Raw genomic sequence first — 22,683 nt, 5'->3', positions numbered from 1 at the left:
CTATGTCTGGTAAAGATACAAAGAGCCGTGTATACATGCAAATTGAAAGGGGGAAAAGATATGTGTTCTTATAAAAATACCTATCTTTGTGACATTGTAGAGCCATAAAAACCTGTCATTATGAGATATTTGGCTTTGAAAGTCTGTAAAAACAGCATGTATATTTAAAAATTATGTCTGAAAACAATTCTATATTTATCAAAGGGGCTCGTGTCAATAATCTGAAGAACATTGATGTAGAGATCCCACGCGACAAACTGGTCGTCATAACCGGATTATCCGGCAGCGGCAAATCTTCACTTGCTTTCGATACGTTATATGCCGAGGGACAGCGCCGCTATGTGGAAAGCCTTTCATCGTATGCCCGCCAGTTCCTGGGGCGTATGAGCAAGCCGGAGTGTGACTATATCAAAGGCATTCCGCCCGCTATCGCGATCGAGCAGAAAGTGAATACCCGCAACCCGCGTTCGACGGTGGGGACATCGACGGAGATTTACGAATACCTGCGGTTGCTTTATGCCCGCATCGGCAAGACGATCTCGCCGGTGTCGGGGATGGAGGTGAAGAAGCATCAGGTAAAAGACATTATCAGCGAAGTCCTGTCCTATCCGGCAGGTACCCGCTTCGCCGTGTTTGCTCCCGTAGTTCTGCCGGAAGGGCGGAGTATGAAGGAACAACTGGAGATATTACAGAAAGAAGGGTATACCCGTTTGTCGATCGACGATACGGCTCACCGTATTCAGGAGGTGATGGCGGACGAGGCGTTGCTTGCTTCTCCCAATATCGAACTGCTGATCGACCGTCTGACAGTCTCGGACGACAAGACATTGAAGAGCCGTCTTGCCGACTCGGCGGAAACGGCATTCTTCGAAGGGCATGACACCTGTATCATCCGTATCTATGCTGCCGAAGGAACGGTGGTGAAAGAATATTCGAAGAAGTTTGAGGCGGACGGCATTACGTTCATCGAGCCGACCGATATGATGTTCAGCTTCAATAACCCGCTGGGAGCCTGTCCGGTCTGCGAAGGATTCGGCAAGGTGCTGGGGATCGATGAGAATCTGGTGGTGCCGGATAAAAGCCTGTCGGTTTACCAGGGAGCGGTAGTCTGCTGGAAAGGCGAAGTGATGGGAGAGTGGCTGAAAGAGTTTATCGCCAAGAGCGAGAAATACAACTTCCCGATCCACCGTCCTTATTACGACCTGACGCAGAAGGAGAAAGACCTGCTGTGGCACGGTGCCCGGGGATTGCATGGCATCGACGACTTCTTTAAGTTTGTAGAAGAGAATCTGTATAAAATACAATACCGTGTCATGCAGGCGCGTTACCGGGGAAAGACGACCTGTCCTTCCTGTAAAGGTGCCCGGCTGAAACCGGAAGCGCTTTATGTGAAAGTGGGCGGAAAGGACATTGCTGAACTGGTATCGTTGCCTATCACGGAAGCCAAAGCGTTTTTCGATAATCTGGTGCTGGACGAAACGGATGCCGCTGTGGCTAAACGTCTGCTGACGGAGATTATGAACCGCCTGCAGTTCCTGCTGGATGTGGGGCTGGGTTATCTGACGCTCGACCGCCTGTCGGCTTCCTTGTCGGGTGGTGAGAGCCAGCGTATCAATTTGGCGACTTCGCTGGGTAGCAGCCTGGTCGGTTCCTTATATATATTGGATGAACCGAGTATCGGACTGCATTCGCGGGATACCGACCTGCTCGTAAAGGTGTTGCGCCAGTTGCAGGCATTGGGCAATACGGTGGTCGTGGTGGAGCATGACGAGGATATCATCCGGTCGGCCGATTATATTATCGATATAGGTCCGAAGGCTGGCCGTCTGGGTGGTGAAGTGGTCTACCAGGGCGATGTGAATAACCTGCAGACCAGCAGTAACAGCCATACGGTACGTTACCTGACCGGTGAAGATAAGATCGAGGTTCCGGCTTTCCGCCGTTTGTGGAATAATTATATAGAGGTAAAAGGGGCACGCAAGAATAATCTGAAAGGGATCGATGTGAAATTCCCGCTGAATGTGATGACGGTGGTTACCGGTGTCAGCGGTTCGGGAAAGAGTTCGCTGGTGCGCGATATCTTTTATGAAGGGGTGAAGCATTACCTGGATGAAGCCGCCCGGCTGATGGTGGACTGTTCTGGTCTGGAAGGGGATATGAAGATGATCGAAGGGATCGAGTTTGTCGACCAAAATTCGATCGGTAAGAGTTCCCGTTCCAATCCGGTGACTTATATCGGCGCTTACGATGAGATCCGTAAGTTGTTCGGCGAACAGCCGCTGGCAAAACAGTTGGGATATACGGCAGCTTATTTCTCTTTCAATAAAGAGGGAGGCCGTTGCGAAGAGTGCAAGGGGGACGGACGTATTACGGTTGAGATGCAGTTCATGGCGGATATCACCCTGGAATGTGAAAGTTGCCACGGTAAGCGTTTCAAACAGGATGTGCTGGATGTGGAATATTTTGGCGTGAGTATTTACGATATGCTGGAAATGACTGTCAACCAGGCGATCGAATTTTTCGAACAGCATCCCGGCTCGCAGGAAAAGAAAATTATCAAGAAGCTGAAGCCGTTGCAGGATGTTGGTTTGGGCTATATCAAACTCGGACAGACTTCTTCTACCTTGTCGGGTGGTGAGAACCAGCGTGTGAAGCTGGCGTATTATCTGGGGCAGGAAAAGCAGCAGCCTACTTTGTTCGTATTCGACGAACCGACTACCGGTCTGCATTTCCATGACATCAAGACGTTGTTGAAAGCATTTAATGCCTTGATCGATAAAGGCCATACCGTGGTGATCATCGAGCATAACATGGATGTGATCAAATGTGCGGACTATCTGGTCGACTTGGGACCGGAGGGTGGTAACGCCGGCGGTTATCTGGTTTGTGCCGGAACACCGGAAGAGGTGGCTCTATGTCCGGAATCGTATACGGGAAAATATTTAAAAGAAAAATTGTAGTAGTATCATAGAAAAACGGTGTGCCAGAAGAACACAATGGCACACCGCTTTTTATTTGAACGTTTAATTATTATTTACTTCTTACTTTTTATTCATATCGAATGCCAAATCAATCGGATTCTGAAGAGCATTCGCTTCACCTAACTTAGCTTCTGTTGCTGTTAAGTCGAATTTAAAGTTCTTTTTGTCGATAGCATAAGATGCTTTCTTGTCTGCAGTAATAGTAACGACTACTGCTGCGTTTTCTCCTAACGGAATGTTCAGAGGTTCCGGTTTCAGTGTGATAATAACAGAATCATTAGCTGCGTTCATCGCTGCAGTATAATTTACTTTATATGCCAGGCTGTCGCCGATTAAAGCAATGATACCGGCTGCAGCTTCTTTACCTACGACCGCTTCTACTAATGGCTGGTAAGGGAATGCTTCGAAAATGACAGAGTCATTAGCTACTTTCAGATCTAATTCTTTGGCATCAGCTTCGAGGTATTTCATCGTACCGCTATAGTTGCCATTCACTTCTTCCACTGTAGGAACAGCAGGAGTGTCGTCATCATCACAAGAGGTAAAAGTCATACCTACTACAGCTAACATCATCACAATCGACCATTTCAACGTCTTCTTCATCTTTCTTATTTTTTTAATGTTAATAAATTATGTACGACTATTAAGATGGGATGAAGTTGGAAAATGCTGCATTTAGTTGGCACTATTTATTTTTTTCTCTTGTATCTTACTCTTATTAAGTATCTTTGTATGTTCAAAAATATCTGACGAAATGGATTCTACTAACCATGCTATTTATCCGAGAGAGCGCATACGTTTTGCGGTTCTTTCCTTTTTCCTTGCCCAGGGACTTTGTTTTTCGAGCTGGGCAAGTCGTATTCCCGATATTAAGGAGTTTTTTACGGTGAACGATGCTCTGTATTGGGGAATTGTCTTGTTTATGATTCCGGTAGGGAAATTTGTGGCCATTCCGCTGGCTGGTTATTTGGTGTCGAAGCTGGGAAGCCGCATCATGGTGCAGATAAGTATTATGGGATATGCCTTGTCGCTGTTTGCGATCGGAACGGCTTTGAATATCTATATGTTGGGCGCATTCCTGTTTTGCTTCGGGGTGTTCTGGAACTTATGCGACATATCGTTGAATACGCAGGGGATAGGCATTGAACGGCTCTACGGGCGGACGATCATGGCATCCTTTCACGGAGGATGGAGCCTGGCGGCATGTATGGGGGCGTTGATCGGCTTTATCATGATTGTTTCGGATGTTACTCCGTTCTGGCATTTTACATTGATCGCCGTATTGATTCTGTTCCTTACCATGGTGAACCGTAAGTATTTGCAGGAAGATATTGTTGTTGCCGACGTGAAAGAAGAACCGGCTGCAGATAAATCGGAGAAATGGCAATATATCCGGAAGCCGGAAATGCTGCTGATCAAGTTGGGACTGGTCGGATTGTTTGCACTGGTGGTGGAGAGTGCGATGTTCGATTGGAGCGGTGTTTATTTTGAATCGGTATTGCAGGTGCCTAAGTCTTTACAGATCGGATTCCTGGTGTTTATGGTCATGATGACTGTAGGGCGTTTCCTGGCTAATTATGCCTATCGGATTTGTGGAAAGCAACGGGTACTGCAACTGTCGGGCGCTTTTATTTTTATCGGGTTCTTTATCTCGGCGTTGCTGGGCAGCACGTTCGACTCCATGGCCTTGAAGGTGATTGTCAACTCTTTCGGTTTTATGCTGGTGGGGCTGGGTATATCGAGTATGGTTCCGACCATCTATAGTTTGGTCGGTGCCAAGTCGAAGACACCCGTGGGGATTGCCCTTACCATCCTTTCAAGCATCAGCTTTATCGGTTCGCTTATTGCACCATTGCTGATCGGTGCTATATCACAGGCATTTAATATGGAGTATGCCTATATGGTTGTCGGCTTGCTGGGACTTTGCATTCTGTTGATGACGACATTCAGCAAGGCGTTTAAATAGTTGACAGTTGACAAGTGACAGTTGACAGTTCTTTCGACTTTCTGTCGATTTATTCACACAACGCGAATCCTGACTGTCATCTGTCAACTGAGAATATTTATTTGCTAAATCTCCGGAAAACGTAGTTCTGCAGTTTCCATACAATGGATGACTTCCTCTTTCGTACCGCTGAAAGGGCCTGAAGCCTCTATCTTCAGGGTCGACATAGCAGCGGCAAAACGGCCGGCTTCTTCTATGGAAGCACCTTTGGCACGCTGATACAGGTAGCCGGTCATATAGGTGTCACCACAGCCGGTGGCATCTACCACTTCCCTGGGTTTGTAGGCGGGGATCTTATGGAAGGTCTTTCCGTCGTATATCACGGAACCGAGGCTGCCTAGTGTGATCAGTACCTCTTTTACTCCCCAGTCATACATTTTTTGTGCAGCGCCCACTACATCATCATGGCCTGTCAATACTTCCATTTCATGTTCGTTCGCTTTCAGGAAATGAATATATTTTAAAGCCTCCTCTTTTTCGGTCCAGTCGACGGCGTATACGTTCTTATCACGTACTTCGCGTAGATATCCCTGAGAGTCGGCGGACACAAGTCCTTTTCCAGCCATAAACTTTACAACGTCCAAAGAAAAATCGTCGGCAAGCAGGCTTCCCAGGTGGATGATACGTGCCTGTATATCTTTCAGGTAATCGACCGTGAACGGATCTGCTTTCGCCAGAACCCGCTGTGTACGGTTGTCCTGATTCTCGCCATAGATGTTTTCGAAATAAACGGAATGTTTGCTGGGCATGACTGAAACATCGATCCCTTCCGACCGTAGTTTCTCCACTTCTTTCATTTCAGTTTCAGCCAAAGCCGTGATCAGCGAATAATCGATATCGTTGAAATGTTTGATAGCATGCGAGAAGTAAAATGCGGTTCCTCCCGCCATATGTACCGTATTTTTCGGGGTCACTATTTTATCTAGTGTGATGTGACCGATACAACAAAGATCGTGCATAATATAATATTGTTGATAAGCGTACAAAAGTAGTCAAAAATGTGCATTGGTAGGAATGCTTCTTTATTTTTCTTATTTTTGTGTGTTGGCAATTATTAAAATGGATGTTATGAGTAAAGACCTGATTTACGAAAAGTTAATCAGCGCGATCAGAGAAAAGATACCCCACAAAGCCACCTTAACCAATGCATTGGTTGATTTACTGTGCATAGAGAGAGAAGCCGTATACCGCCGGATGAGGGGCGATGTCGCTTTCTCGTTTACGGAGATAGCAGCGATCTCCAATAAGTTCGGGATTTCGTTGGATAGTCTGGTTGGAGAATCTGCGGCAAAGAGCCGCCCTTATCAGCTGAGCCTGGTGGAGTATGTCGATCCGATCGAGGATGATTTTAAGATGTGGAGGATGTATAATGAACGGTTGCGCCGCGTTCGCAACGACCCTGCTTCCTGCAGTGTGGAGTGTATGAATGTACTTCCTGCTACTTTCCTGCTCGACTATGACTATATCACCCGTTTCTACTTATGTAAATGGTATAATCAGTATGGCGATTCGGATAAGGCCGTCCATTTCAGGGATATAGAGACGTCTGCTGAGTTACTGGAAGTGCAGCGGGTGACAGCTGCGGAATCGAAGTATATCAGGAAGACTTCTTATATTATGGATCCGCTGATTTTCCAGTATATCGTGAATGACATCCAGTATTGCCGCAGCATTCATCTGATAGACGAGGAGAATGTCCGTCTTTTAAAACAGGAACTGCTTCGTTTCCTCGACAATATGGAGATATTGGCAACCCGTGGCGTGCACAGCGAGACTGGTAACCCGATCCAGTTCTATATTTCCAGTATCAATTTTGATGCCAGCTACAGTTATTTGGAAACGCAGGAATATCAAATCAGTATTATTCGTGCATTTATTTTGAATACGGTTATCTCGCTGGACCGGAAAGCGTATGAGATAATTCGTAATTGGTTGCAGTCTTTGCTGAAATCATCTACAATGATCTCTGTCAGCGGAGAGCAGCAGCGTATTTTGTTTTTTGAAAAGCAAAGGAGGATTGTGGATAGCTTGTAATGTTAAATTAATCTGTATATTAGTAGCGTTCTTAATAAGATGCTTATGGAAACCCTGCTAGTTATATTGATCGTGGTTGTGTGGATCAGCCTGTATTCCCATATAAGTAAGATGAATAGCCATACGGATTCTTTGCGAAAAGATCTGTATAGCTTGCGGAAATATATCGAGATCCAGTTGGAAGAACTCAAAAAACAGCAGGCAGCAATGGCCCCTGTTGAAGAAAAACCGGAGGAAGCGGTTGTTTCCGTGCCTGTGGCTGAAGAAGTCGTAGTTCCTGTTATTCCAGTCACTCCTGTCACGGTGGTAGAAGAACGGACTGAAAGTGAGCAGGAAGAACCGCCCCTTCCTGTAAATATTGAAGAGAAGAAGGTCGTTCCTGAGCCTGTTATCAAACCTTTTGGGATTGTCAAGGAGAAGAAAAAGGTCGATTATGAAAAATATATCGGCGAGAATCTCTTCGGGAAGATTGGGATTCTGGTGCTGGTGGTCGGTATGGGATTGTTTGTCAAATATGCCATCGATAAGAACTGGATCAATGAAGTGTTCCGTACGGTGCTCGGGTTTGTTGTCGGCGGAGGGTTATTGTTTTTATCTCAAAGACTTAAAAAGACATACCGGACGTTCAGCTCTTTGTTGGCGGGTGGCGCGTTTGCCATTTTCTATGTGACGGTTGGGATGGCCTATCATTATTATGGGTTGTTCAGTCAGGTGGCTGCCTTTATCATACTGGTGGTGCTGACGGTCTTTATGTCGCTTCTTTCTGTTCTCTATAACCGGCGTGAGCTGGCGGTTATCGCCTTGATAGGTGGTTTTATCGCTCCTTTCCTGGTAAGTAACGGGATGGGAAATTATCTGGTGTTGTTTACGTATATGACCATTTTGAATATGGGGATGTTCGGATTGGCACTCTATAAGAAATGGGGTGAATTGCCGCTTATCTGTTTTATCGCTACTTATGTGATTATGCTGGGCTATTCGATGGTCGCGGATCTAGATGTTGCCCGAAACGCGCAGCTGGTTCATCTGTTGCTTTTTTCTACGTTATATTATCTGATATTCCTGTTGCCCGTCGTATCGGTGTTGCGTACGGACGATAAGAAGATCAATCAGTGGCTGGTGATGACGGTCGTGCTGAATAATTTCCTGTATCTCTTTTTCGCCCTTTGGTTTTTACGTGAATTGCAGCTGCCTTATAATATTAAAGGTGTGTTTACGCTGTTTATTGCTTTGATCAATGGTGTGATAGCCTTTGCTGTACGTAAACGGGCGGCGGACAAAGGGTTGTTGCTGGCTCTGCTGACGGGTATGTTTTTGACTTTTATTTCGTTAAGCATACCGATCCAGTTGGAAGGGACTTTCATTACGTTGTTGTGGGCTACGGAAATGGTGGTTGTTCTATGGCTTTTCAGCCGGTTCGGGAAACCGGTGTATGCTTATTTCACTTATATACTCTTCTTCCTGACGCTTATTTCATATATGATCGATCTGGAGAATGCTTTGTCTGACGGTGTGGCTTCTTCGCTGTTCGTGAACGGGACGTTTGCTACCGGAATATTTACCGGTTTGGCGTTCGGTGTTTTCGCGTGGCTGATGGAGCGCAGGAAGGCTTCATTCACAACTGCTTCGAAGATTTCATATATGCCGTTCAATGCGATTGCCTTGTTGGTGGGGTGCGGAATAATCTATCTGTCGTTTATTGTCGATTTCTGTTTGAATATTACTTATTATCCGTTGGAGGAAAGTGCTTGCCTGGCATTTACCAGTCTGGCGTTATTGCTGTTATTGGTTGGATTGAGGAGACGTTTTGCTATCGATCGATATGCTGTTGTTTATGTAATAGCTGCCGGACTTTCTGTCTGTTTGTTCGTGTTGTTGTCACCGATAGTCAATGAGTATGGCGATACTTCTTTGCTTTTGTTGCAGTGGGGTTCGTTGGTTGTTGTGATTATTCATCTCTTTTTATTGGCAAGATATTACTATCGTTCCTTTGACTTCCGGCAGAAAAGAGCGAATCCGATGACTTCGTTTATTGCGATTGCTTCTACTGTTTTGTTTGCGGTTGCTGTTAATAATATGCTGCATCTGGCTGGTTGGGAGAATGAATCGAGTGCGGCTTTGTCTATTTCTCTGAGTATGGCGGGGTTTATTCAGATGTCGTTGGGTATGCGTCTGCATCTGAAGATATTGCGTATGATCAGCCTGGCGGTTTTCGGTGTAGTCTTGCTGAAGTTGGTCATTGTCGATTTGTGGCTGCTTCCGACGGTCGGGAAGATTATTGTTTTCATTATGTTGGGGGTAATCCTGTTGGTCTTGTCTTTCTTGTATCAGAAGCTGAAAAAAGTATTGTTTATGGATAATGAAGAGAATCTATTGACAAAAGAATGAAATACCTATATATTTGTAGTCAGAGACTTACCTTCTTTTCCTGTTTATTATCCTAATTATTTTATGTTTGACAGTCGTGGAACAGCTGTCTGACGGGAGTGGGACAGCTATCCCACCGCTGTCGGACAGCTGTTCGAGCCGTGTCGAACAATAAAAATGTGCCAGGTAAATTGGATTGTCAGGCGTATGGTTCCAAAAGATCTTTGGGGTAGTTGAATTTTTCCGGCAGGTAATGGGGAAGTAGTCCTTACTGATTGCAGGAAAGAGCCCGGTTGTTTTCAGTCGTGAAATACCTGTAAAAAAGGGATGAAATCATGGTTTTTAAACGGCCCCTGAAAGTCTGTTTTTTTAAACGTCTGATTAACAGATTGCTTCCCTTTAGTAATTAATGTACGCGCGTACATTAATATATAGGTCGAATTTGATATATAATGTTATGGAAATTAGTGTGATACGAAAAGTTCGAAATGACTAGAAATAACGTTCCTTTTTTCTAGTCAACAAAATTAGCTATAACTTTTGAATGCGCAATCCTTTTTTAATATTTTTTTCTCAACCTATATGCTTTCTTATCAATTGAATAGCAAAGTTAGTACGAAATTATGTCTTTTAGATACGAACCCCCGAAAAAATGACTAGAAAAAAGGAACGTTTTAGCTAGTCATTACAGCTATAGAACGTGTACAAAGAAGTTTTCATTAACATTAGTATTAATATTAAATTTAGAATTATGAACAAAAAGTTTTCTACGCTTGTTGCCAGCGTCCTGCTGGCGGGTGCCGTTGGAACTGTGGGGGCTGTTGTTCCTTACAACAGTTATGTGAAGAGTGCCGGTGTCGGTACTCAGGCAGAAACAGTTGTTAATGGTGTGTCCTATCAATTGACTTCAGGCGCTAATGTTCTGGTTATGCAGGAACAGAGCAATGGTACTATGGCATTAAAGATGGTTGCTGCCGATGAAGCAGATTTGATGTCTTCTTTATGGACGATTGTATCTGAAGATGATGGTGAAGGTGGTGTGTCTTATACATTCATCAACAAAGCAACAGGTCTTCCTCTTGCATTCGATACAAAAGATGCAAAATTAGGTGGTGCAAATGCTACAAATGCAATGGGTAATGTTTCTTTGTGGAAATGGAGAACAGGAACTTCTGTCAAAGGTGCTAAAGATTTAGTGTCTTATTTCCATAAGGACTCTGCTTTGGTTTTGGAAAATAATGGTGGAGCGATTTCTGCAAAGAAAGTGTATGCAAAGACGACAACTCCTTCAAGTTCTTTTACTGTTGATGCATATCAGGCAGAGGAAGTTGTTTTAGGGGTTGATGCTTTGAACTCAATGTTGGGTATCCAGCCGACAGATGGCAAGATGAAATTAGGCTTCACTCGCGATCAGTTGAATGGTGTTGAGAACATTTGGTTAAAAGAATACACAGCAGTAACGGCTCTTGGTGAAAGTGTTGTTGCTAAAGCTGCGCAAGCTGCTGCTCAAGCTGCAAAGAATGTAAATACTCCTTCTGGAGTTGCAGATGCCATTATTGCAACAATTACTCCTAGCTATACAGCTGCTCAAAGAGAGATTGTATATACAATCGCAACAGAGGCTGCTAAAGGAAGTACAGTTACTGAAGCAAAAACAAAAGCGACTGCTGCTGTTGGTAAGTATACTTCAGCTCAAACTGCAGCGACTCATGAATATGATTATGCAGTGCTGCAACAGACTGCTATTAACGCTTTAGCTGCTGCAACTTATGCTGAATTTGTTGGTGCTGTGGATGGAGCTTCTGCTGCAACTGCTTTGAAGAATGATGCAAAAGCCTTAGTTGCAGAAGCCGGTTATAGCTTGACTGCTGCAAAAACGGCTATCCAAGAAATGGAAGATGAATATGTTGCAAAAAAAGCTAGTGCAGATCAAAAGAAGGCTATCAGAGATTTGATTGATGCTGAGATTGACGGTTTGACAAGTGCTAATTATGCAGCGTTGATCACTGATCTTAAAGCAATATCTTTACCAGCAGTAGATCAAATTATTTTGAAGGAGTTAATAGATAAGGTCGCTTTAGTAGCTGAAGCTGATTGTGGCAATCCTTTTGCGATAGCAACAGCTAAAACTGCAGCAAAAGCTACTTTAGCTGAATATGATGGCGCTGCAACAACAGCTGCTACTAATCTGACAGATGTTCAGGCAATTAATACTGCAGTTAAAGCATTGACTGGCGTTAATTCAAAAGCTGATTACGATGCTGCTGTAGAAGCAGTTGCCGTAGGAGGTTCATCTGCTACAGCCGACGAAATGAAGGCTGTTCAAAAGGCTATGAAAGCATTGGTTGCTGGTCCTGGTTTTGTAAAACCAACGGCTGAAGCAGTTTTAGCTGTAGTTCGTTCTTTTGAAGATGCTAAGTTGGCTGCAACAGAAGCAAATACAATTGCAACAACTGTAGGTACTGCAGTTTCTAGCTATGCTGGTAATAAAGCACAGGTTCTTGCTGCAATTAATGCAACAGTACAATCTTATTATTCTACAGAAGAAAAAGCTGTTGTAAAAGCTATTCATGATGCTGCTGATACAAAAACACCTGTGGCTGAAGTTATTGATGCTGCCGTAGAAAAAGCTGCTGAATATGTTGGTGCTTCTGCTGATTATGTATCTTTGGCTTCAAATATCAATAAAACAGATGCAAGCAAGACTACATATCTGCGTGTAGATACTACTTATTTGACAACTGTATCTTCTGATAAGTATCAGTTAGCATTTGCTGTCGGTACATTTAATTCTGCATTGAAAAACTCTAAAAAACAGTTGGTTGATGCACGTTTACAAGAAGACTTCAATGGTCGTTATAGCTTCAAGTTCACTTATTATCCTACTCAGGATTCTTTGATGATTGAACCGGCTTCTTACATTTATCCATTTACTGATAAGGCATATGCTGATATAACTAATACAGAAGTTGCAACAGCTAAAGCTAAACCGGAATATGCTGGTCAGCAGGTTAAATTGGCTATTTTGGCTAAGGATCACCGTGAAGTGACAGTAGGTGTAGCTGATAAAACGAACACATCTACATCTGCTACAACTATCAACACTCGTATCTACTTGGGTGGAAATTCCAACTACGAACGTACAACTTTGGCTTCCGGTGTTTATTTCTTCAATCTGGTAACAGATCTGAAATCAAGAATGGATGACAATGGTAAATATCGTGTAGCTACTTATTGTGGTGATAACTGGAAAGCTTATGAAAACGAAGAAACAACTCAGCGTTTTGGTAAAGCTCAGGACTTCAATCACATGCCACGTACTCAGTGGGTTGTAGAACAGAACGAAGGCGTAGCTGGAATTCAGACTGTAACTATCACAAACCGTGAATTTGGTGTTCGTTATAATAATGTTCAATTGTACAAAGCTGGTGACAATGTATTTGCTCAGGTAGGTGCATTTGCTAATACTTCTGTAATTGATACATTGGCTTATACTAAGGTTGCTGATAAATATACATCAGACAAATACCTTGGTTACAAGAAGTTTGAAAAAGCATTAGACTACGAAAAATTCTACAACTTGGATTATCTGTCAGGTATGGAATTGGGTAACTATGTAAGCTTCAAGGGTGACTCTTCTGTTTATGTAGACCTGAAGGGTGGTAAGACATTTATCGAATTTGTTCCTGCTTCTGAAGATACTGAATTCGGTTATGCAAGCACAAAAGCTGGTGCTGTACAACTTTATAAAGCAGCTTATGCACTGCGTGTTCATAACGAAACATTGTTGACAACTGGTAGTTATTATGTAACAGTTGGTAAAGATGGTAAATCTTATGTAATCACTCACGAAACTAGCGGTATTACTCCTTCTTACTTTGTTCTGAAAGAAAATAACGAATTGGTTTCTGAAGAAGGTGACACTACTTGTTACTATGCATTGCAGCAAGTTTCACGTTATGTAGACGATAAGAAATTCTATGTAAATAGCGACTGGAATCGTGTAGGTGTACGTGACGCTTCAATGGCATTTACTGTAGAAGAATCTTGTTATTTCACTCCTGAAAAACGTATCGCTACTTTCGCAGTAGTTGAAGATAACACTCCGTTGTATCGTCGTCTGGGCGTATCAAAGGCTGATGATGGCTTCAAAGATATGACAGTTCAGAATGGTAAGATCTATACTGTAAACAGCGCTGCTAAAGAATATCTGTATGAAGATGCAACAAGCAAATATTCAGCAGGTAAGAATATAAACTTCCTGGGTCTTGAAGGTAAGGGTGTAGATGCAAAATCTGCAATGTTCATCGATACAGCTTATGTACGTGGAAACACTAACATGCCTCAGTATATGTTGGTTATGAATCCGCAGATCGTTAAGGCTGACACTGTATGGTGTAATGCTACATCTACTCACAAACATGCTACATTGGCTGATTCTCTGGCTTGTCCTCACACAACTATTACTCCGGCTAGCATCACAGGTCGTTACCTGATCAATGCAGAAGACTCTGTTGCTGCAGGAAACAATAATTATGTATGGAATACTAAATACACTCGTCTGGCATTCGTTGATGCTAAACATATCGGTGATACATTAGTAATCTTCCGTAATGGTAAAGCTAGCACTGCTGCAAAAGACTCTATCTTCTTAGGTAATAATGACCATAACAAGGTAACAACAGCAAGACCTAACGGTATTAAGAATCCGGTATTCGCATTCCGTTTGGTTAATGCAGATGCTTGTGACTTCCTGATCGAATCAGCAGGTGATCATAAGATCCCGTCAGATGGAACAGGTAAATGGGTTGCTATTAAGAATGGTGTTCCTGTTGTAGCTGCAATGGAAACTTATACAGATGCTATCCGTGACGCTGAAATCTTCAACATCGAACCGACTGACGAAGTTGCAACTTCTACAGATGCTATCGAAGCTGGTGAAATATCAGTAATCGCAACTGGCGGTGCTGTAATCGTTAAGGGTGCAGCAGGTAAGAATGTTATCATCAGCAACGTTCTTGGTCAGACAATTGCCAACACAGTTCTTTCTTCAGACGAAGCAACTATCGCAGCTCCTAAGGGATATGTAACAGTAGCTGTTGAAGGTGAAAAGGCTGTTAAAGCAATCGTAAAATAAGAAACATTTAAATTGAAATTTAAATCTGTTACGCGGTTGACCCCGTAGAGACGCACGCCGTGCGTCTCTACCACAAACCAACCAACTACCCTGCGACAGGTGAACAAGTAACAGTTTAATACTAAAGTAATAAAATAAAGTTCATCTGTCAGTACTCCTGTGAAGGAAGAAAGCAGACACAAAAAAGAGCCCCGGAGGTTTCGAACTTCTGGGACTCTCTTTTGGTTTTTATTCAAATGAAGGAAGAATATCCTTTATTCCACTATCCATTTTTCGTTATTACGTGTCTGTGCACTGAAATTTAATATGCCTTCTTTAATTTCTCTATTAGGAATTCCTAGTTGATAAAGTTCAAATTTTTCATCATGGTCTTTTATTGTTAAATATCCATATTGATAGAGTATTGGAATTGGTTCAGGGAACATCAAACAAGTAGTGTCAATCGATGGTATATCGATTTCTTCATGCGCCATGCGTTCCAAATCGTAATGATTTTGTTTGAGCAACTCGACGAGATAGGTCGGAGTGCCTGTTTCAAACCAGTAATTACTGAATTTGTTATATTTGAAAGTGTTCAGTAGGCTGAACGGATTATAAATTCCTTCCGTGTTTTCTACGAAATGGTATCCGTCATAATACTCTTTCAGTTTAGAGCAAACCTCCTCGAAAGTTATGTTTAGAGTAGTTGCTAGTTCATGTAGTTCTATTTCCAGATTATCATGAATCTCTTTTTCTGTCATACCACATAAACTGATATACGGTTCGCGCATAGAAATGTCATCCAGGTTATTCAAATCGCTGAACACGCTGACTTTACCAAATTTAGTAACCCCTGTCAGCAGAGCGAACTTGATGAATTTGTCCATCGACTTAAGTACGCCGTAAAAGGGTTTCAGTATGCTTCGATAACTGGCTTGCAACTCTTTGTTGCCGATAGTTTGTAGCAAAGGCTTGTCGTATTCATCAACTAATATGACTACAGGCTGTCCTGTTTGTTCAGCAGCTAACCGGATGACTTGATAGAAACGTTCTTCCGGAGCACGATTGCCATACGGACTGTTGTAGGCTCGTTCCCATATTTCCAAATGTTTGTTCAGCTCTTCCAACAGGGAGTTTTTATTTTCATAGTTGCGGGAGTTCAAATCTTGGAAATAAGCTTCCAGTGTAGAGAGCAGCAAGCTTTTACCAAAGCGGCGTGGACGGCTCAGGAGATAATAACTTCCAGTCTTCACCATTTGATAAACCAAAGCAGTTTTGTCTATATAGAAATAGCCGTCTTTGCGTATCTTTTCGAAACTTTGTATCCCGATAGGATAAATCTTACTGCTTATAACGATCTGTTTTAAAGTTTTCTATTTTGAGTCGTATACAAAAGTATAGTTTTTTCGGGAAAGGCGGGCATTTCTTGTGAAGTATATAATTTTGTGTAACTTTAAGCGCCCAAAATACATGAGGCATAAGATATTCAGCGATTATAAAAGAGTGTGAACAATGAGGAGAAAATAAATTTGACTGACGAGCAGGTGTTCAGGAATCTGTTTGACCGTTACTATGTGCCTTTGTGTGTGTTTGCGGAACGCTATGTGAACGATGAAGAAATAGCCTCGGATATTGTGCAGGAATGTTTTGCCAGGGTCTGGCAGAAACAGAATGATTTTCAGTTTATTTATCAGGTCCGCTCGTTTATGTACACCAGCGTTCGTAATTCCTGCCTGAACGAGTTGGAACACCGGCAGGTGGTGTCGGGCTATCAGGAAGTAACCATTGCCCGGATGGAAGAATCTACGTTTCATGACTATCTCATCGAAGAAGAAATGCATCGCATTGTGATGGAAGCGGTCGATAAACTGCCTCAGCAGAGCCGGAATATCATACGGCTGGCTTTGGAAAACCATTCAAACGCCGAGATTGCCGAAAAACTGTCCGTATCCAAAGAAACAGTACATACTTTGAAGAAAGGAGCCTATAAGAAACTCCGTGCTTTCCTGAAGGATTACTATTATTATGTACTTTTTTTATAAACCGATAAAATTTTCTTCAACGCCATTCACCCTGTTTTTGACTTCGCCTGTTTTACTAAATAAAGAACACAGGAATGTTGGAACAAGACTTCTATATTGCAGCATTAATTGCCAAATCAGTTACAAACTCCTTATCGGAAAAGGAAAAACAGGAACTGGAAGACTGGAAAAATGCGTCAGAGCATAATTTCCGGCTGTTCGAGTCAATGTGCCGTCAGGAAAATTTATATGCCTACTCCCGGAAGTCCGCGAAATATGATAAAAATATCGGCTGGGAACAAGTGCAGAAGCGGATCAGCACGGATCGTCGCAGAAAAATCTATATTACTATTTGCCAGTATGCAGCCATCTTCCTTCTCCCTTTGCTGGCAGGGATGCTGACCTGGCATTTTACCCGCGAGACAGAACAAAATCCTGCTATCCCTGTCGTAGCCCAGTCGGTACATATCACTCCCGGCGAAAGCAAGGCTATCTTGACATTGGGAGACGGTACCGTGGTCGACCTGGATGCTGAAACTCAGACAGAGCTGAAAGAATCCGGGATTCAGATCAATGTGAAGAAGGAGGAGCTGGCTTACGATAAGAAAGAAGCGGAAGCAATTACAGAAGAAGTCGTCTACAATAAAATAGAAATCCCCCGCGGCGGCGAATATAAACTTCGTTTGAGTGACGGCAGCCTGGTACATCTGAACTCCATGAGTTCATTACGCTATCCGGTTCATTTTACAGGTGATGTGCGGGAAGTGGAACTGAGCGGAGAGGCCTTTTTTGATGTCAGTAAAAGTGAAGCTCCCTTTATTGTAAAGACGGCAGGAGTAGATGTACGCGTATTAGGAACCCAATTCAACGTATCCGCTTATCCGGATGATCTTGTGACACAAACGACCTTGATGACCGGTTCAGTCCGGATCCAGACCAAAGAGGGAGGAAGCATTGTACTGGAACCTTCCCAACAGGCTGAACTGGATAATAAATCACATGAGCTGGTTGTCCGTCAGGTTGATGTCTCCCTGTATACATCCTGGATAACCGGAAAAATCTATTTTAAAGACGAACGGCTGGAAGATATTATGACTGTTTTGTCGCGTTGGTATGATGTGAATATTGTGTTTGCCGATGATAAATTGAAAAACCTGCAATTCGGATGTAATCTGAACCGGTATGATGAGATCGCTCCTTTCCTTGAACTGCTGAATGCTACCGGCAAAGTGAAGACACGAGTGGAACAGCGAAACATAACAATCTATTGATCAGAATAAAACTAAATAATTTCAAATTTTAAACATCATTATTATGAGAAAAAACAAAGAAAGCCTAGGGCAATCCACCGGGAAGAGAGTTCTCTGTATTTCCGGCCTGGTTTGTTTGTTTCTTGCAACCGGCCTGGCTCAGGCTCCGGCACGTTCTACCGCGCAGACTACTGCGACAGTAACTGTCACTTTCAATAATGCTACATTGAGAGATGTGATTTGGGAATTGCAAAAACAGACCGACTTTACTTTTGTGTACAGTACACTTGACGTACAAAACGTCAAAGTGAATAAAGTGGATGTCGTCAATGAAGATGTCTATAAAGTACTGGACAAATGTCTACGTGATACGAAACTCACCTATACGATCCATAATGGAGTGGTGGCTATCCGCCATGCCGAAGAAATGGCCCGCACTTCTGCCACCCAGCAAAAAAGAATGGTCCAGGGAAAGGTCTTTGACGAGACTGGCGAAACGGTTCCCGGAGCAAATATTGTAGTAAAAGGAACTGTACAGGGAGCGACGACCGATATGGATGGAAATTTCGCTTTTGAAGTGGCAGATGGTAAAAATATAACTTTGGTCGTTTCATTTGTCGGATACAGCCCGAAAGAAGTACGTGTAACAGGCAATTCACCGTTGAAGATTGTACTGGAATCGGAAGATCAGCAATTGGAAGAAGTCATTGTTACCGGTTACGGAACCTATAAGAAATCAGCTTATGCCGGTTCGGCTTCCACTATCAAGACTTCGGAAATGAAAGATGTGCCGGCTGTTTCTTTCTCGCAAGTGTTGCAGGGAGCAGCTCCGGGTGTTCAGATATCGTCTGCATCCGGCCAGCCGGGGGCAACCTCTTCCATTAATATCCGTGGTATGGGTTCTTTCAATGCATCTAACTCGCCGTTGTATGTCATCGACGGTGTTCCGGTCAGTTCCGGAAATATCAGTAGTACGGGATCTGACGCAGGTATGGATATCATGTCTACGATCAATACGTCGGATATTGAAAATATTACGGTGATCAAAGATGCGGCGGCAGCTTCCCTGTACGGTTCGCGTGCAGCCAACGGAGTTATCCTTATTACGACAAAGCAAGGTAAAACAGGTAAGCCGTCAGTCTCTTTGAAAGCTGACTGGGGATTCTCTGATTTTGCGATGGATTATCGTCCGGTAATGGGCGGTGAAGAACGTCGTAACCTGATTTATGACGGATTGGTAGCCGACGGAATGGTTCATCATGGTATGACGGAGGCCGAAGCCCGTGCTTATGCGGATGGTGAAATAGATGATTATGCACCGGTTCCCTGGTGCGGGTTTGTCAATTGGGATGATGCGTTATTCCAGAAAGGCAGCCATCAGACGTATGAAGCATCCATTACGGGCGGGACGGATAAGTTCAAATACTACAGCTCTCTCGGCTATTTGAAACAGGAAGGTGTTGCGTTGAATTCCGGTCTTGAACGTATAACCGGTCGTGTGAATGTCGATTATCAGGCAACCAAGCGTTTCAGTTTGGGTGTTAAGTCCCTTTTTGCCAATGTCAACCAGGATGTTAACCAGGAAGGAACTTCTTATACCTCTCCTTTCTATACTTCTAAAAGTGCCGTGACTCCTTCCGATCCTGTCTACAACGAAGACGGAAGCTGGAACCGCGAACTGATTCGTATTGCAGACCGTAATCCTCTGTTATCGGCCATGTATGACTACGAGCGTGAACATGTGACCCGTGCATTCAATACCGCTTATGCTCAGTATGAATTTATCGATAATCTGAAGCTGAAGAGTACGTTGAGTTACGATTATACTTTGTCGAAAGGAGATCGTTGGTATGACCCGCGTACCTCGAACGGAGATGACCTGAACGGTGACATGAAGAAAGTCTTTTATGAATATCGTAAGTTGGTTTGGGAGAATGCATTGAGCTATCAGACGACTATTGCCCGGAATCATCATCTGGACGCTTTGGTCGGCTACGAAACAGATATGTACGAACGCGATTTCCTCTCCGGCGAATCTTCCAACTTTGCCCGCAACGACAGAAATGATGTGGAAAACGGAATGAAGCTGGAAGCTGTGGGAGGTTATGGCCGTTCATATCGTCTGGTTTCTTATCTGACACGTGTGAATTATGATTATAAGAATAAATATTATTTAGGTGGCAGTTACCGTTTGGACGGTAGTTCCCGTTTGTCAAGAGACAATCGTTGGGGTAGTTTCTGGTCTGTTTCCGGAGCGTGGAGAGCCATCGAAGAAGAATTCCTGAATGATTATAAGGATTGGTTGAGTGACCTGAAGATCAGAGCATCTTACGGTGTGAACGGCACATTGCCTTCCGATTATTATGGTTATATGGGATTGAGTTCCATCAAGGAAGGTTATCTGGAACAGCCGGGTATTTTGCAGTCACAGCTGGAAAATCTCGATCTGTCGTGGGAAACCAACCATAACTTTAACCTGGGATTTGACTTAGGTTTCTTTAACCGCCTGAATGTGACATTGGAATATTACACCCGTCGGACCAAGAACCTGCTGATGGACCGTCCGTTGTCTATGACAACCGGTTTTGATAAATATCTGATGAATATCGGTGAAGTAAAGAATAAAGGTGTCGAACTGGAAATACGCTCTACCAATATTTCAAATAAGAATTTCTCCTGGAGCACGGTCTTCAACCTGGGACATAACAAAAACGAAATCGTTCGCCTGGATGGTCTGCAGACAGAAATCATCAGCGGTTCGCAAATCCGTAAAGTAGGTATGCCTTATCGTACTTTTTATCTGATAGAGTTTGCCGGTGTTAATCCGGAAACTGGAGCACCTCAGTTCTATAAGAACAAACCGAATGCAGACGGTACGCTGGATCGTACAATTACGGAAGATCCGAGTGACGACGTGTATCGTATAGCAACGAAAAATGCGGATCCCGTTGTACAGGGAGGTTTGTCAAACACTTTGAGTTATAAAGGATTCGATCTGAACTTCATGTTGTCTTATCAGTTTGGCGGTTATTCTTATGACAACTGGGCACAGAAAACCGAACATGGCGGCGACGATCCGGAAGCAAATATTCCTACTTATTATCGGGATCGTTGGCAGAATCCGGGAGATAATACGAATATCGAACGTTTTATTCTGAATGGTGATGTTTCCATGAAATCGTATGCAACGACACGCCGTCTGCATAGTACGGACTTTATCCGTCTGAAGAACCTGACATTCGGTTATTCTCTGCCGAAAGCAGTGACCGGTAAGGCTGGTATCGACCGAGTTCGCCTGTATGTATCCGGAAATAATTTGCTGACCTGGGCAAAGTATGATTATTACGATCCGGAAGCTGTAAGCGGTGGTACGGCTATTTGGGGTACTCCTCCTTTGCGTTCGGTTACTTTTGGGTTAAATGTTAATTTCTAATCATTAAAGTCTATAGCATAATGAAAGCATTAAATTATATATTATCCGGTATTTTGACTTTGTCCGTTACTTCTTGCGGAAACGATTGGCTGGATTTGGAATCTTCAACGGAAATTCCATCTGAAGGTTCGCTGGAGCGTTTGTCGGATTTTCAATTTTCCTTGAACGGCATTTACAGTGCGATGCAAAACTCGGACGGGTATTCCGGACGTATTGTTTATTACGGTGATGTAACGGCAGACGATATACAGGCTGCCAGTGCCACGAAGCGAACAGGTACCTATTATTTGTTGAAATATACGAAAGACAATGCCCCTTCTTCTTTGTGGAAAATTCCTTATGAGTTGACCCGCAATGCGAATATCATCTTGCAAGAAATCGAAAATATTCCCGAGACAGAAGATAACAAGGCTGAACGTAGCGACATCATCGGTCAGGCACTGACGATCCGTGCATTAGCATTGTTCGACCTGACTCGTATCTATGGTTACCCTTATGCCAAAGACAATGGTGCATCGTGGGGAGCCTGTATTGTTCAAGATGTACGTCAGATCGATAGCAAGCCGGGACGTAACACGGTAGCTGAATGTTATGACGCTATCATTAAAGATCTGAACGATGCGGTTCCGCAGCTGAGCCCGAAGTTTAATTTCGGTAAATTGAACCGTTGGGGGGCCATGTTGCTGTTAAGCCGCGCTTATTTGTATAAAGGTGATAATACCAACGCGTTGAAAGTGGCGGAAGAAGCGATTGCCGGCATGTCCGAATATAAATATCATTTGTGGAGCAATGAAGAATATCCGACAGCTTGGGGAGATGAGCGCAGTGCATCCGATCCGGGTGAAGTTTTCTTCGAGATCGTGAATACAACTGTAGACAGCCCGGGTAAGGAAAGTATGGGATACCTCTGCTGGCGTAGCGGTTATTCGGATATGATTCTGACAAGTACATTCTTTCAGCTGTTGAGCGAAGATCCGGACGATGTCCGTAATGAAGTGTATGAGATTTATAAGAATAAAGCTTATATCAATAAGTATCAGCCGCAGAAAGGTGAGAATGAGGCAGATGCCAATATTCCGCTGCTGCGTGTATCCGAGCTTTATCTGAATGCTGCCGAAGCAGCCGTCAAGTTGGGCAATAATGCGAAAGCAGTTGAGTATCTCGAACCGATCGTTAATCGCGCGAATCCGGAAAAGACGCTTGAGGGCGAAACTGTTACTTTGGAACGTGTGCTGAATGAACGTCGTAAAGAACTCTTTGGCGAAGGTCATCGTCTGTACGATGCTTTGCGTAACAACCAGACTATCGAACGTAAGGATGTGAAAATCCCGGCAATCAGCAGTACGAAACATCTATCCATGACAGAAGACGCGAAGAAGTTCGACTGGAATTATTATAAGGTGGTATTGCCTATTCCTAAATTTGAGATCGATACGAATCCGAATATTGCAGCACAGCAGAATCCGGGTTACTAAT

General features: G+C 43.5%; 11 protein-coding genes and 1 pseudogene. 9 read left to right on the top strand and 3 right to left on the bottom strand.

Annotated features, from left to right (window positions below; all coding sequences use genetic code 11):
- The first annotated feature begins 173 nt into the window (after positions 1-173).
- Complete coding sequence (uvrA, locus tag DXD68_RS08820) at positions 174-2,960, top strand: excinuclease ABC subunit UvrA (protein WP_122361284.1); 2,787 nt, start codon at positions 174-176, stop codon at positions 2,958-2,960.
- A gap of 81 nt (positions 2,961-3,041) precedes the next feature.
- Here the strand turns inward: uvrA and DXD68_RS08815 are convergent, their stop codons facing one another.
- Positions 3,042-3,584: a DUF4840 domain-containing protein gene (locus DXD68_RS08815; RefSeq protein WP_122361283.1), complete on the bottom strand. Its 543-nt coding sequence runs from the start codon at positions 3,582-3,584 to the stop codon at positions 3,042-3,044.
- 151 nt (positions 3,585-3,735) lie between these two features.
- Here DXD68_RS08815 and DXD68_RS08810 point away from each other — a divergent pair, with 151 nt between their 5' ends.
- On the top strand, positions 3,736-4,947 hold the full coding sequence (locus DXD68_RS08810; RefSeq protein ID WP_122361282.1) for an MFS transporter: 1,212 nt from the start codon (positions 3,736-3,738) through the stop codon (positions 4,945-4,947).
- A 104-nt stretch (positions 4,948-5,051) separates the two neighbouring features.
- Here DXD68_RS08810 and DXD68_RS08805 read toward each other — a convergent pair whose 3' ends face one another.
- Positions 5,052-5,945 carry a PfkB family carbohydrate kinase gene (locus DXD68_RS08805; protein ID WP_122361281.1) on the bottom strand — a complete coding sequence of 298 codons (894 nt, stop codon included), beginning with the start codon at positions 5,943-5,945 and terminating at the stop codon, positions 5,052-5,054.
- A 109-nt stretch (positions 5,946-6,054) separates the two neighbouring features.
- Between DXD68_RS08805 and DXD68_RS08800 the strand changes: the two genes are divergently transcribed.
- From DXD68_RS08800 to DXD68_RS08790, 3 genes are all read left to right on the top strand, one after another.
- Positions 6,055-7,020 carry a helix-turn-helix domain-containing protein gene (locus DXD68_RS08800; protein ID WP_233577052.1) on the top strand — a complete coding sequence of 322 codons (966 nt, stop codon included), beginning with the start codon at positions 6,055-6,057 and terminating at the stop codon, positions 7,018-7,020.
- Positions 7,021-7,065: 45 nt separating this feature from the next.
- Positions 7,066-9,408 carry a DUF2339 domain-containing protein gene (locus DXD68_RS08795; protein ID WP_158585866.1) on the top strand — a complete coding sequence of 781 codons (2,343 nt, stop codon included), beginning with the start codon at positions 7,066-7,068 and terminating at the stop codon, positions 9,406-9,408.
- 730 nt (positions 9,409-10,138) lie between these two features.
- Positions 10,139-14,524 (top strand): DUF6383 domain-containing protein, encoded by a 4,386-nt coding sequence (locus tag DXD68_RS08790; protein ID WP_122361278.1) that lies wholly within the window; start codon positions 10,139-10,141, stop codon positions 14,522-14,524.
- Positions 14,525-14,820: 296 nt separating this feature from the next.
- Here the strand turns inward: DXD68_RS08790 and DXD68_RS08785 are convergent.
- Positions 14,821-15,855: pseudogene (locus DXD68_RS08785) on the bottom strand (AAA family ATPase); the annotation flags it as partial.
- A gap of 153 nt (positions 15,856-16,008) precedes the next feature.
- On the opposite strand from DXD68_RS08785, the gene DXD68_RS08780 reads away from it, so the two are divergent.
- The 4 genes from DXD68_RS08780 (at position 16,009) to DXD68_RS08765 (ending at position 22,682) form a co-directional block, all read left to right on the top strand.
- The gene (locus tag DXD68_RS08780) at positions 16,009-16,545 is read left to right on the top strand and encodes an RNA polymerase sigma-70 factor (protein ID WP_122361276.1); all 537 of its coding nucleotides are present in this window, start codon (positions 16,009-16,011) and stop codon (positions 16,543-16,545) included.
- A gap of 74 nt (positions 16,546-16,619) precedes the next feature.
- Positions 16,620-17,795, top strand: a complete 1,176-nt coding sequence (locus DXD68_RS08775) for a FecR family protein (protein ID WP_122361275.1) — start codon at positions 16,620-16,622, stop codon at positions 17,793-17,795.
- A 43-nt stretch (positions 17,796-17,838) separates the two neighbouring features.
- Entirely contained in the window at positions 17,839-21,207 is a 3,369-nt protein-coding gene (locus tag DXD68_RS08770) for a SusC/RagA family TonB-linked outer membrane protein (protein WP_122361274.1), read from the top strand.
- Between the two features lie 20 nt (positions 21,208-21,227).
- Entirely contained in the window at positions 21,228-22,682 is a 1,455-nt protein-coding gene (locus DXD68_RS08765) for a RagB/SusD family nutrient uptake outer membrane protein (protein WP_122361273.1), read from the top strand.
- The last annotated feature ends 1 nt before the right edge of the window (position 22,683 follow it).

Source organism: Parabacteroides sp. TM07-1AC (assembly GCF_003480915.1).
Classification (GTDB): Bacteria; Bacteroidota; Bacteroidia; order Bacteroidales; family Tannerellaceae; genus Parabacteroides; species Parabacteroides chongii.
The sequence above is the reverse complement of the archived record's forward strand: the minus strand, read 5'-3'. Positions and strand labels throughout refer to the sequence as shown.

Excerpts from the sequence above, each read along its gene's own strand:
- DXD68_RS08790 (WP_122361278.1), top strand. The coding sequence starts at position 10,139 with ATGAACAAAAAGTTTTCTACGCTTGTTGCCAGCGTCCTGCTGGCGGGT.
- uvrA (WP_122361284.1), top strand. The coding sequence starts at position 174 with ATGTCTGAAAACAATTCTATATTTATCAAAGGGGCTCGTGTCAATAAT.
- DXD68_RS08765 (WP_122361273.1), top strand. The coding sequence starts at position 21,228 with ATGAAAGCATTAAATTATATATTATCCGGTATTTTGACTTTGTCCGTT.
- DXD68_RS08795 (WP_158585866.1), top strand. The coding sequence starts at position 7,066 with ATGGAAACCCTGCTAGTTATATTGATCGTGGTTGTGTGGATCAGCCTG.
- DXD68_RS08810 (WP_122361282.1), top strand. The coding sequence starts at position 3,736 with ATGGATTCTACTAACCATGCTATTTATCCGAGAGAGCGCATACGTTTT.
- DXD68_RS08800 (WP_233577052.1), top strand. The coding sequence starts at position 6,055 with ATGAGTAAAGACCTGATTTACGAAAAGTTAATCAGCGCGATCAGAGAA.
- DXD68_RS08815 (WP_122361283.1), bottom strand. The coding sequence starts at position 3,584 with ATGAAGAAGACGTTGAAATGGTCGATTGTGATGATGTTAGCTGTAGTA.
- DXD68_RS08775 (WP_122361275.1), top strand. The coding sequence starts at position 16,620 with ATGTTGGAACAAGACTTCTATATTGCAGCATTAATTGCCAAATCAGTT.
- DXD68_RS08770 (WP_122361274.1), top strand. The coding sequence starts at position 17,839 with ATGAGAAAAAACAAAGAAAGCCTAGGGCAATCCACCGGGAAGAGAGTT.
- DXD68_RS08805 (WP_122361281.1), bottom strand. The coding sequence starts at position 5,945 with ATGCACGATCTTTGTTGTATCGGTCACATCACACTAGATAAAATAGTG.